The organism is Paenibacillus sp. M-152 (genome assembly GCF_003856555.1).
Classification (GTDB): Bacteria; Bacillota; Bacilli; order Paenibacillales; family Paenibacillaceae; genus Paenibacillus; species Paenibacillus polymyxa_C.
The window spans coordinates 2,985,574-2,997,732 of record NZ_CP034141.1; the positions used below are offsets into that span (position 1 = coordinate 2,985,574).

A 12,159-nucleotide genomic window follows, 5' to 3' on the forward strand; every position below is an offset into this window, starting at 1 on the left:
AAGGCTTAATTGATAGGATTTTACCAATCTCGACCTAATCGTAATCCGACAAGAATGAAGTTGAAATTCCGTGGCCATCGGCAGATATGAGCGACAATTACTAACTTGATTTATGCCTTAAAATTAGGCTTTGGACTATCTTTAGATTTATCATACCTGAAGAGGAATCTAGTAACAATGAGAGATTTTCAGAAACTACATTAGTTGAGGGAGGATATTGGGTTGGTATGTACCGAAAGTTTTGGAAAACATTATCATATAGAAAAACTCCTGTAGAAGTTCGACAGGAGTATATTGACTGAATTTATTAGAGTTTCTGAATGGTAGCTCTTGATTACTTCACGCTTTTCCTATGTCCACATTGGCAGAATAACGAACTATATGACTTTGAATCCTCCTAACTATAATAAAAGTAATGGCCACAATGATGAGGAGGATAGCTAAAAGCTGAGATGTACGGATGTTTTCACCCGTCTGCATAGCTCCCCAACCTAAAAATTCAATTGGACTCCACATGGTTTTTAGTAATGTGGCAAGCCACTGCGGGCCTGCAAAAGATAAGCTATCTGTACGCACACCTTCTACATAGAAACGACCAAGTGAGTACCAGATCAAGTAGCTCATGAACAATTCTCCCGATCTTAAAAATGGTCTTCGACGAAGAATAATCAACAGAAATAATCCAATTAAACTCCAGAACGATTCATATAAAAATGTAGGATGATAATATTGTCCGTCAATGTACATTTGTGTAATAATGAAATGGGGAAGATGCAGGATATTTTCCAAGAAACTTTCTGTCACAGGACCACCATGTGCTTCTTGATTAACGAAGTTTCCCCAACGCCCGATCATTTGCCCTGTGATTAACCCGGGTGCGCAGATATCAGCAATTAGCCAAAAATTGTATGCCTTCCGCCTTGTATAAATCACTCCGGCAAGGACTGCACCGATTAAAGCACCGTATATGGCAATGCCTCCGTGCCAAATCATAATAATCTCAGCTAGGTTGTTTTTATAACTCTCCCACTCAAAAGCAACATAGTAGATTCGTGCACCAACTAAAGCTGATGGAAGCCCAATCAAAAGCAGATCCATGAAGAAGTTACTTGAAATACCAAATCTTTTACCTTCACGAATGACAAGCATTAATCCAAGAAGAGTACCTACTCCAATAATGATGCCGTACCAATGAATTTGAAAAGGCCCTAGTGAAATAGCTATAGGATTAATCAAAAATTCTCACTCCCTCTCCTTCCAGCCTTCATAAAAATCCACCATACAATAACGCTTTGAGATTCCTAATGTAGGAGGAATTGAACCGTCTGAGGCTTTTGATATTTTGTATTCATGTCAATTTGAATGAGTTTCACAAAAATTCCACCTCATATTGACTGATTTTATGTACATTATACCATCTTTACACCAAAATAAAATTAACTTTAAATATATATTTATTTTTGTTGGTAAAGGAACATAAGACAAGTAAATAGCAGCAGTAGAATGGACGATAATTTGATCTATATTAATATGATATTCGAACTTAATTTTATATTGGAATAAATGAGACTCAGGTCACTAGGGTAGTCATGACTGTAAATAAGAGATAATGCTTACTTAAAACGGAGCGATAATAGAAAAGCGCCCTATGTTTTCACCGATTAAAAAGGCTGTTGAGGAACAGATTGCCCAAAAGAATGACGCATCAAAAGTGGAGCTGTTGGCTTAGTCTAGTTTGAAAAGTAGTAGCCTGACTCGGTTGTTGGAGGAATTGACAGGGGAAGGATGGACCGTAAAATCATGACGAGCAAATCTATCGAGGGAAGAAAGCCTACTCTTAACCAGATAGATCCAACTCAAATGTGGATCGCGATAATGAAGGAAGCGGCTCCATAGAACGTTATAAAAAAGATTCTTTTAATTGGTACAAAAACAAATGGAGACCAGCTATAAGTCATCTCTCTAAGTATGAGTTATGAGTCGTTTAAGAACATCTAAAACAGATACTTTTTCTGTTTTAGATATTTTTTATAACTTTAGATCCATTGAGCCAAAGCGTGATAGACAGAAAACCACCTGCTTTTGAGTTTGAGAACTCGTGAGCAATGTATTTATTTTAACCTGTTGTCTATAACGTAAAAGCATTCCATCGTGGGGACCCGTACATAAAGGAACTGTTTTTACAATCTGCGACCTATCTAGGAATCGGACTTGGTAATCTGGTAAATATCTTGCACCCCGAGTTGTTATAGGCGGAGCAATGATTAAGTTGATGATAGCTATTTCAATATGGCCGTAGCTACTGGACAAATAAAATATTTACTATGCATCCGAATATCAACGGTATTCTCCAGAGACATCTTTCAGAATATACCGTGGCAGTAGGCGCAACTGTACTTGTATTAAAACAGATCTCTATATAATACATCTAATCAAGAACAGGTATAATTTCCATTTACAATTCTAAATACAGATAAGAATCAATAATGTAAAATGTAACCGCTTGAAATTTGATTTAATCAGGATTATAATACAAACCAACAACAAAAAAATAAAACAGGACATGTTACTGGTTAAGCAGGCAGGATCCATAAGAATGTATAATCTTTTAATTATTATACGTCTCTTAGGGATTCTGTCTTTTTTGTTTGCAGCTTATTTTATGGCCAAAACATAAGCGCAGAAAACAACAGGGAGGATCTAAAATGGACTATAAAAAAACTGCAGAGGATATTTTGAATTATGTAGGTGGTAAAAAAATGATGCTCACTTAGGGCATTGTGCCACTCAATTGCGTTTCAAGTTAATGATGATCAAAAGGCAGATGTTCAAGCACTAAAGAAAGTACCAAGCGTGTTAGAGTTTATTAACAAAGAACTAGTTTTCTTTGTACGTGGCAATAAAAATTAGGGAATATAATTGAGCAGGTTTATGGGAATCTGCTTCCAATGAAAAGCTAGCTTACCTTGCAGTGCACTTGCACAGATTAACTAATTATAACCAGCTTGGTTGACCCTTACCATTTCATAAATTTGAGAGTTAAATTAATAACTCAGTATCTAAGAAGATATTTTAAATCATACTAAAGGGAGAGTAAAATCATGCAAAAAAGCTTTAGAATTATAGACGAGGATGGAATTCACGCGCGTCCGGCGACAGCTCTAGTCAATACAGCAACTAAATTCAAAGGTACTGACGCTTTTGCAGAATCCAAGGGCAATAAGGTAACTCTAAAATCCATTCTCGGTGTGCTTTCTCTTGGGCTTGAAGCCGGAGACACTCTTACGTTAATCACCGAAGGTAGTGAAAGCATGGAAGCTTTGGACGAACTTACGGATGTTATGATTAAAGAGGGTCTAGGAGAGGTTAATGAGTAAAACTTTAGGTATTTCCTTTACAATAATTCGATTGTAGGGGTTTGGTGATACTCTGTGAAAATTTGCAATGATCTTTTTCCAACAACAATTTGGCCGATTCTTTCGAGAATCGGTTTTTTTTAATGCTGGGATGTTCTTGAAAGCTATTTTTAGAAGAATATATGTTGCCTTTGAAAGGCTTATTTATAAACAGATTTTTTCCACGTTAAGCTAGGTTTCGCTTCTGAATCTATATTTCCTTGGCGAAACGCCAACAAACTTCTTAAACTGCCTCATAAAATGGGTGTCATTCTCATAACCACACGAGTTAGCAATTTGAGTAACTGACAACGCGCTGTGATCTAAAAGATACCTCGCATGTTCAAGTCTGGCATTAATGATATCCGTCATTACAGAACAACCAAATAGCTCTTTATATATATGTTGGAAATAAGATTTGCTCAAGTTTAATTGCAAAGCCAGTTCCTTCACAGAAAGCTTCTTATGAGAGTAGCGGTAAAGATCGTTGCGTAGCTCAGTAAATTGAATGTAGTAACGGTTGAGTTGATGGGGAGCAGTTCTTTCCCGTAAGTCGCTCAATTTCATAAAAAAGGATCGAAGGTCACAATCGATAATATGCTCACGTAGTGTTCCGTCAAGTCTATAGCTGTTCTGGAGTTCCATGATACATCTAGAAATCAGCAGCGGGTCAGAAGCGTCAATAAGAGTATCCAAAGGGAAATTTATATTCAGAAGAAATTTATGGAAATCGTAGCCGTTACAATGAAACCAATCATTAATAAATGGGCTTTCCAACTCGCGGTAATAATGAGGAGTTTGAGGTTGAAAGAAAATAAATGTATTTTTTTGGACAATTGTTGTGTTTTCATGTAACTTCACTTCTGCTCTGCTATTAAAAAATACAAAGGTGTAGTTTCCCGACCCATTCGGCCTATTTCTTACGATTCCTTCATGATGAATAGTATGATAGCCGCAAGAAAACAATTTAAGCATTCCTTTTCCTCCTCGACACAATAGGTCAGTTTTTGATGATTATAGTTTATTGTAGGGGAGGAAACAACCGCTTATAATTTTTTAAAAAATACTGACTTGTTTAGGAGGAAGGGTAAATGATGGTCGATAGAAAGTATTGGGTGGATACCTTGGTTCGAATTGCGCATCCTGTACTCTATTCCTTATCGGAAAGCAGACTTGTTATCAATATGCCTGTCGAAGCGAGCGTGGGCGATCGATCCGACTACACCTATTTAGAAGCTCTGGGGCGAACACTGGCTGGAATTGCACCTTGGCTTGAACACGGACCACGTTCGGGTGAGGAAGGAGAAATTCGAGCTAAGATGGCGGATTTGGCAAGGCGGGCAATCGAAGTGGCTACAGATCCTGATTCACCCGACTTTATGAATTTCACAAAAGGCGGACAGCCTCTTGTCGACGCAGCCTTTCTCGCGAATGCGGTGCTCCGCGCTCCAAACGAGCTGTATGAACTGCTTGAAGAGAAGGTGAAAGAAAATTTGACTTCAGCCTTACTGGCAACACGTATTATACGCCCTGTATTCAACAATTGGCTGCTATTTAGCGCTATGATCGAAGCCGCTCTGTCTCGATTGGGAGTAGAAACTTGGGATCGCATGCGAGTGGATTATGCATTAAGGCAACACGAGCAATGGTATAAGGGCGACGGTGTATATGGAGACGGCCCCGCATTTCATTGGGACTATTACAACAGCTTTGTTATTCAACCCATGCTAGTGGATATATTGGATGCGATAGGAGATCAATTTGAAGATTGGAAAGGAATCCGAGTCAAAGTGTTAGACAGGGCGGCACGCTATGCAACCATTTTGGAACATATGATTTCACCAGAGGGTACCTTCCCACCAATTGGACGATCACTTGCCTATCGTTTCGGTGCATTTCAGCATCTATCGCTCATGGCCTTGAGAGAGGAGCTCCCAGAAGAACTAGAACCGGCTCAAGTTCGCTGTGCGCTCACGGCCGTTATCAAACGGCAGATTCAGATGCCCGGTACTTTTGATGATTCTGGTTGGCTGCGAATTGGCTTCGCCGGAAACCAGCCGGAAATCGGAGAAGCTTATATATCGACGGGTAGCTTGTATCTGTGTACGACAGTGTTTCTTGCTTTAGGACTGCCATCTAGCGCTGAATTCTGGCAGGGAGAGGCCGAGTGGACTTCAAGGAAGGTATGGTCTGGAGGAACCATCAAGTTAGATGCAGCCATATTAGGATAACAATAAGGAGTTCATATTAAGGGAGGAGCGATTGAAAAATGACGATTAAACCGGATTGGGTGCAAGAAGCTTGGGATCAAACGAAGGCAAAAGTTAAGCGAATTTCTCATCGAATCGGGGATGCATTTCCTCATGCAAGTGTGAATGGAGAATACCAGTTGGAGCGAGCATCTTGGTGGACCGCTGGTTTCTGGCCGGGAATGATGTGGCTTGTTTACCGTGATACAAAAGACACTTATTTAAAGGAAGCAGCGGAATCATGCGAACGTCAGCTGGATTCATTGTTGACTGATTCTCAGATGGTTGATCACGATCTTGGTTTCATGTGGACCTTAACAAGCGGAGCTAGATACAAGCTTCTAGGAGCAGAGGACTCCAAACGGAGAACTCTGCTTGCCGCCAATCTTCTGGCGGCACGCTTTAATGTCCAAGGAAACTTCATCCGCGCATGGAATGGGGAAAATATCGCAGGTTGGGCCATAATCGACTGCTTGATGAATTTGCCACTGCTTTATTGGGCATCCAGCGTAACTGGAGATCCTCGGTATAAACACATAGCAGTCAAGCACGCGGATACGGTGTTAAAGCATTTTTATCGACCTGACGGATCCGTTGCTCATATCGTTGTTTTTGATCCTGAAACCGGAGAGAAACTTGAAGTAAAGGGAGGACAAGGGCATGCACCGGAATCTGCGTGGTCGCGTGGAACGGCGTGGGCGATTTATGGGATGAGCCTAAGCTACCATTATACGGGCAACCAGCAATATCTGGATGCAGCCAAACAAGCAGCTCATTTTTTTATGGCTAATTTACCGGAAGATTCTGTCCCGTATTGGGATTTTCGTTCGCCAGAAGCATTTCTTTCAATCCGCGACTCATCGGCCGGAGCCTGTGCCGCTTGCGGACTTCTACTTATAGCGGACCAGGTGAGCAGTCAGGAGGCAGGGATGTATCGCAAGAGTGGGGAAAGAATCTTACATTCCTTGTACACAAATTATGGAGCATGGGAATCGGAAACAGAGGAAGGACTTATTTTACATGGAACAAGCCATTTCCCTGAGAAAAAAAATGTTGATGTCTCATTGATTTACGGGGATTATTACTTTGCAGAGGGCATTTCCCTATTAATGGGTAACCGAGAACGTTTCTGGTAGATTTCAGCCGTTACAAAGGCTTGGTGAAATACTGGATTATATTTAACGAAATTAATATGGTCTTGGAGGCTCCTTTTCTGGTAGCGGGACTGTACATCTAGGACCAAGAAGACGTGGAGACTGTGAAATATACAGCCAGTCACCACAATTTGGTGGTAAGCGCCTTGGCCACTAAATTGGCACATCAGATAGATCCTGACAATCAAGTTGGCTGTATGCTCGCGGCTAACGCTCCATATCCTAGAACATGCAAGCCTAAAGATATTTGGAAGGCAAGACAAGTGGAAAACCAGAGCTATTTCTTTATAGATGTACAGGTTCGAGGCGATTACCCCCCATTTATTTTAAAAAAGCTGGAACGTAAAGGCATCACACTTCCATTCGAAGAGGGGGACAGAGAATTATTGAAGCAGCAGACGGTAGATTTTGTTGGCTTCTCGTAATACTCATCCAGCGTTGTCAGCGCTGATCCCGAACAGACGGACACGATTGGGGCAACCCTTTCCCAAGCTTGCCAAATCCGTACTTAAAAGCTAGTGACTGGGCGCGTCAGATTGATCCTCTCGGAATACGAATTACGCTAAATAATATTTATGATCGCTATCAGAAACCCCTATTCATTGTTGAAAATGGATTTGGAGCGGTTATCATACAGACAAAAACGGATATGTGGAGGACGACTATCGCATTGAGTATTTTAGAGAGCATATTCGGGCTATGAGGGATGCCGTAGAGAATGATGGTGTCGATTTTTTAGGGTTTACAACCTGGGGGCCGATAGATATTGTAAGCGCCAGCACAGGTGAAATGAGAAAAAGATACGGTCGACAAAGATGATCATGGCCAATGCACATTAATGCGAACGAAGAAAAAATCAATGGTATAAAAAGGTGATTGCTAGCAACGGCAGGGATCTAGATTAGAATTTTCTGATTTATATCTTGCAAAACTTAAAGTAAAAAGAACTGACCGTCAACCTGCTTAAAATTATAAGCCGGCATGACGGTCAGTTCTAAAGGATATGACCGTGATGAGTGGCCAATGGCAATGTGCGCTGGAGGTGGCGCAGGTGCTGTTATTCAGATACATAACCCCTAGTGATAACAGGGGAGCAGGATCTTGGGTAAGTCATCAGTTAGATAAGTATACTCATGGAACTAAAGTGAGGTTTATAGTGAAATAGTAAAAGGGTCTGCTAACTTTAATTGGTCGGCAGAGCCTTTTACGTTGATCAGTTTGAATTTAGAGTACATGTAAAGGGGATTACAAGTCATAGAGTAGGATTTTTTCTGAAATTTTTGTATTTGGGACAAACTACCTGCTTAATGGTTATATATAACTGTATTTTAAATTCGACAAGATATATCTTACTTCGACTTTCGATATATTATATATTGATATTAAATTTACAATATATTGGAGGGGTTCGCTTGAAAAAAATTTTGAGCTTAGTGATTGCAATATTTTTATGTTTTTCTGTACCTCTTACGACCTTCGCATCTAATGAAGGTAATGAGAGTGTAGAAAATGGAAATGTTTCTGAAGAACTTAATCAAGATTTTATTCTAGTTGAAAGCAACATTAACCCTGATGAGTTAAAGGATACAAAAGATTTGAAGTCTTTAACTGAGAATAATAATAGTAGAATTGAAACACAGGCCAAAGGTAGCGTTGGTGGATACGGGAAAATAAATTGTAAAAATCTGAAAGCCGGAAAAATGAGTTGTAATTGGAGTATTACTTTGACAAAGAAAGGTGAGGCAATACAAAGCATAGCAGCCATCTTTGATGTAAAGAATTTAGATGGTGACATTGTAGGAAAAAAAGATTTCTATGTAAAACCTCTTGGAGGAAATTATAAAACGTATAGAGATCAAATGGACTTTAATCCGGGTGCTGGATCCTTTAAAGTAGAGAAATATGGGGCGGTTGAGGGCAGATATGCAGTCTACACAATTGTGGCTGTGACTGGAAGTGTGGTTAAAGTTACTAATTAAAAAAATAGCTGTCCGGAGGAATTAAATCGGACAGCTATTTTTTATTATGGAGGAATTATATGATTTGGTATAAAGAAAAGAACTTATTAGAAGATAAAATTGAAAGGGATAATGATGATGATTATATGGATTTTTATATAAAAGAAATAGAATGTAATGCGACTCCAGATTTTAATCGGTTAAATGAAGATATAGTTATACAATGGGTTATTGCTCCCTTTTTGTTGGGGGAATATGGAGTTGTTTATGATCTTTCAACCCATACAGAACAAGAGGAATTTATTTTAAGTAACATTGCCCCTTTTTTTGACACAGTTAAAGGAATATACGAAGGCGAAAAACTCACCACAATACGGTTATCTGATTTGAAAGTGGAGATTCCAATAAAATGTGAGGATATATCATTTCATCCGATCATTCAGGATTTTAATTTTTGTGAAAATGAAATTTCTCAAAATTCTATCCAGACAAAAAATTATGAATTAATTATTGATAGATTCCTTGAAAAAAACAAAAATTTAGATAGTGTGGAAAAAGATGACAATTTATGGGATTTTCTAAAGAAAACTCAAACAAATGAAGAAGGATACATGGTTATATATCCAAGGAATTGGTTGTTTAATCAATCACTTCAAATGTCACCAGCACTAAGGTATTTTGTTGAGAATGCAAAGGAAATTACGCTAACGGTTAATACTTACAATAAACATGTTAGAGTAATTGAATTGAAATAGTAATCAACAATATTCTAAAGTATGTAATTATGTTTATAGAAGCAGGAGGGTACCTCTATTGCTCTTTTTAAAGAACAAAATAAAAAGCCCTCAACATGAGTGAAGTGCACCCCTTAGAATAGACATTGGAATGAACTCCTGGTTTATCCGATGAAATCTAAGGGGTGCATTTTTTAATAATTTAAATGAATTACGAGTTTTCCCTTATACATATTCACAAAACCCGTATTTTGTACATATGTATTACATGAGCTGCTGAGATAAAACTTCTTCTCAACGATTGTACATCTGTCCAGTGACACAAAGCTTACCTCTTTTTTGACACAAAGTTTGCTCCTTTTGAATTAATGACACAAAGTTTATCCTCTTTTATTGCAAGTTGTTAGCTAGAACTAGGTCGATATAGAGAAACTTGCGCTATTACATCTTATAAGGGTACCGCCGGTATACCCTTGAAAGGCGACATTTGTTTGGAATTGTCAGCGAAGAGTGTCAACCATTATTCGACGAAGTTCAGGCCTACCTCAGCCAATCCAAGGATGTTATTCCTTTGGAGCAACTTTATCAAGTCATCGTGAGCTATGTTTCCTTTTTGGAGTCGAAAGTCCCCTGGCTTTGCGCCGTCAGCCGCGCATCTACCGGACATCGCCCGCTTCATTCGCCGCTATGTCAATGGATGCGTACAACATGTAGATATTTATATAACGAGGCTTCAGCAAAAGGAGATATTTCGGACGTTGACATTGTATACACCGTAGAAGCTTTACTTGCAACTCTCCACAACATTGATTTTCATTTAAAAGATGAAGGACTTTCGACGAAACAAATTTTGAAAGGAATTCGCAGACTTTACATTGATGGCTTGAAAGCGTCAAAAAGTGGATGACCCTACGATCAAATCGAAATGACACTTAAGATCGGAAACGACAAATAAGCGCCGCATAGTTCGGCGCTTATTTGCATGCGTTGTCATTTAGGTGGCAATTCGCTTAATGAAGTTCTATAAACATTCCAACGACTAACAAATGGGTGCAGTTTTTTGCCTAAATTCAGTTTAGATGAGAAATTCGAGGTCATTCGTAGGTATCAGCGTTGAAATTATTAACATCATTCTGATTGTGCGTCAGTCGGTGTAGTAGTGTATGTATCTGTAAGCACATCAGTCGGTGCAGCCGCAGGCACATTCTCCGTTGCTGATTCACTGTTCTGGATTAGTGCTCTCGGATAGGTCCGTGCACGTTCATTGTACCAGTCAAACAAGAAACGGGCCATCGCCTGACGTCGCGTATCCCCATCCCACTTTAACCCGGCCGTTGGGTCTGCAAATGAACTCCTTGCTCCTGCTTCCAGCAGAAATCCATTCATGTGTGCGGTCATGCTGACATTACCAGCTGCTGTAAAAATCGACTTCGTGTTTTTCCCAAATCCATCATTAGAGCCGTTAAACAAGTTCCAATACTCTGAGTCGCCGGGCTGAGTTTTGAACCAGGTAAACTCTGTAATATTTATTGGATAGGCTTGAGCTGCCGCTTTAATGTTGGAATTCCATTGCGATTGTAGCTTGTCCTTGTCATCATGTGCTCCGTAGCCCGGATACCAGTGGACAGCATAGCCGTAGTTGTTCAATGGGTCCATCAGCGGGTGTTTTGCTGCCGGACTGTAAAATTGGTCGTATCCAAGCCCTGCAGCCCATATAACATTATCCGCTCCTTTACTTCTAATCGTGGAAATGATAGAGTTTTGGAATCTTCTGAGATCATTCCAATGGTCAACAAAATCATTTTCGCCGGCATAGCCCCCCCAATGCCCATTCGCATACGACTTAATGGGCTCGTTGATTAGTTCAAACATGACGTTATCCGCGCTCTTAATAGCTGGCTGCGAGGCAAGATACCCCCATATTTGATTGAATTTGTCTAAATTGGATTGTGTGGTAGCTTGGTCGTTAGCCAAAGTGAAATCGAGACCAAGAGTCACATAAATACCCTTTGTTTTCGCATAATTGATATATGGTATAATCACATTTTGTGTAGCTGCTTGTAAACCTGAAAAGTTGTATGAACCTGCGGCCACATCTCCCATATCCTGGCGATCAATAAACAATCGAACCTGATTCATATACCAGCCGTGGTTGCTTCCATACTTTGGTCTGGTGTCTGTAAAGGTGTCGGTGATATCCTTCAAATAGGCCAAAATTGCTGCATGACGATTGTTACCATTCAAATTGAGATAATAATTACTGTTTTGATAGGTCCAGTATGCACCAGACGGCTGATGCCAGCCATTCAAAACAATAGGTTTTCCGCTGCTGTTCACCAATTGATTGCCCTTGACATGAAGCTTTCCCATAGGCATACCTGACCATGCATCTACATGTTGACCAAAGGTCGGTGTTAAAGGCGTTAAGAATACAAGTATCAGAACTATTTTACATACCATCCCTAATTTTTTCAAAGAAAGGCCTCCTCTTTAAAAATTAATTGTCCATTATGCCAAAACAATAAAATGGTATAAACATGTAGTAGCCTGCTTCCTGAAGCTACCCCAATCCAAAATCATCATTCCCCCCTTTAAAGAATATTTTAATTCTAATTTGCATTTCTTGTATCTAATTGTATTACTTACATTTACAAACCACAAATTGATAA

General features: G+C 39.6%; 12 protein-coding genes and 2 pseudogenes. 11 read left to right on the plus strand and 3 right to left on the minus strand.

Annotation, left to right across the window (positions count from 1 at the left end; genetic code table 11):
* Positions 1-339: 339 nt before the first annotated feature.
* Positions 340-1,236, minus strand: a complete 897-nt coding sequence (lgt, locus tag EGM68_RS12915) for a prolipoprotein diacylglyceryl transferase (RefSeq protein WP_129549347.1) — start codon at positions 1,234-1,236, stop codon at positions 340-342.
* Between the two features lie 626 nt (positions 1,237-1,862).
* On the opposite strand from lgt, the pseudogene EGM68_RS26100 reads away from it, so the two are divergent.
* Both EGM68_RS26100 and EGM68_RS12920 read left to right on the plus strand, forming a co-directional pair.
* Positions 1,863-1,979 (plus strand): annotated as a pseudogene (locus EGM68_RS26100) (hypothetical protein); the annotation flags it as partial.
* Positions 1,980-3,101: 1,122 nt separating this feature from the next.
* Positions 3,102-3,377, plus strand: a complete 276-nt coding sequence (locus EGM68_RS12920; RefSeq protein WP_129549348.1) for an HPr family phosphocarrier protein — start codon at positions 3,102-3,104, stop codon at positions 3,375-3,377.
* A gap of 210 nt (positions 3,378-3,587) precedes the next feature.
* Here EGM68_RS12920 and EGM68_RS12925 read toward each other — a convergent pair whose 3' ends face one another.
* The gene (locus EGM68_RS12925) at positions 3,588-4,370 is read right to left on the minus strand and encodes a helix-turn-helix transcriptional regulator (RefSeq protein WP_129549349.1); all 783 of its coding nucleotides are present in this window, start codon (positions 4,368-4,370) and stop codon (positions 3,588-3,590) included.
* Between the two features lie 116 nt (positions 4,371-4,486).
* On the opposite strand from EGM68_RS12925, the gene EGM68_RS12930 reads away from it, so the two are divergent.
* The 9 genes and pseudogenes from EGM68_RS12930 to EGM68_RS12960 all read left to right on the plus strand — a co-directional run bounded on the left by EGM68_RS12930 (position 4,487) and on the right by EGM68_RS12960 (position 10,397).
* Positions 4,487-5,626, plus strand: coding sequence for a DUF2264 domain-containing protein (locus tag EGM68_RS12930; RefSeq protein ID WP_129549350.1), 1,140 nt, complete (start codon positions 4,487-4,489; stop codon positions 5,624-5,626).
* 38 nt (positions 5,627-5,664) lie between these two features.
* The gene (locus tag EGM68_RS12935; protein WP_129549351.1) at positions 5,665-6,780 is read left to right on the plus strand and encodes a glycoside hydrolase family 88 protein; all 1,116 of its coding nucleotides are present in this window, start codon (positions 5,665-5,667) and stop codon (positions 6,778-6,780) included.
* A gap of 122 nt (positions 6,781-6,902) precedes the next feature.
* Positions 6,903-7,223: a family 1 glycosylhydrolase gene (locus EGM68_RS26450; protein WP_481855669.1), complete on the plus strand. Its 321-nt coding sequence runs from the start codon at positions 6,903-6,905 to the stop codon at positions 7,221-7,223.
* 68 nt (positions 7,224-7,291) lie between these two features.
* Positions 7,292-7,501 carry a family 1 glycosylhydrolase gene (locus EGM68_RS26455; RefSeq protein ID WP_330706840.1) on the plus strand — a complete coding sequence of 70 codons (210 nt, stop codon included), beginning with the start codon at positions 7,292-7,294 and terminating at the stop codon, positions 7,499-7,501.
* On the plus strand, positions 7,498-7,617 hold the full coding sequence (locus tag EGM68_RS26460) for a hypothetical protein (RefSeq protein WP_346427881.1): 120 nt from the start codon (positions 7,498-7,500) through the stop codon (positions 7,615-7,617). The genes EGM68_RS26455 and EGM68_RS26460 overlap by 4 nt, the downstream gene beginning before the upstream one ends.
* Before the next feature lie 171 nt (positions 7,618-7,788).
* Positions 7,789-7,963, plus strand: a pseudogene (locus EGM68_RS12945) (NucA/NucB deoxyribonuclease domain-containing protein); the annotation flags it as partial.
* A 247-nt stretch (positions 7,964-8,210) separates the two neighbouring features.
* Entirely contained in the window at positions 8,211-8,777 is a 567-nt protein-coding gene (locus EGM68_RS12950) for a hypothetical protein (RefSeq protein WP_129549352.1), read from the plus strand.
* 59 nt (positions 8,778-8,836) lie between these two features.
* Positions 8,837-9,511: a hypothetical protein gene (locus EGM68_RS12955; protein ID WP_129549353.1), complete on the plus strand. Its 675-nt coding sequence runs from the start codon at positions 8,837-8,839 to the stop codon at positions 9,509-9,511.
* A 466-nt stretch (positions 9,512-9,977) separates the two neighbouring features.
* On the plus strand, positions 9,978-10,397 hold the full coding sequence (locus tag EGM68_RS12960; protein WP_240664023.1) for a transcriptional regulator: 420 nt from the start codon (positions 9,978-9,980) through the stop codon (positions 10,395-10,397).
* Positions 10,398-10,618: 221 nt separating this feature from the next.
* Here the strand turns inward: EGM68_RS12960 and EGM68_RS12965 are convergent, their stop codons facing one another.
* On the minus strand, positions 10,619-11,965 hold the full coding sequence (locus EGM68_RS12965; RefSeq protein WP_058830789.1) for a cellulase family glycosylhydrolase: 1,347 nt from the start codon (positions 11,963-11,965) through the stop codon (positions 10,619-10,621).
* Between the last annotated feature and the right edge of the window lie 194 nt (positions 11,966-12,159).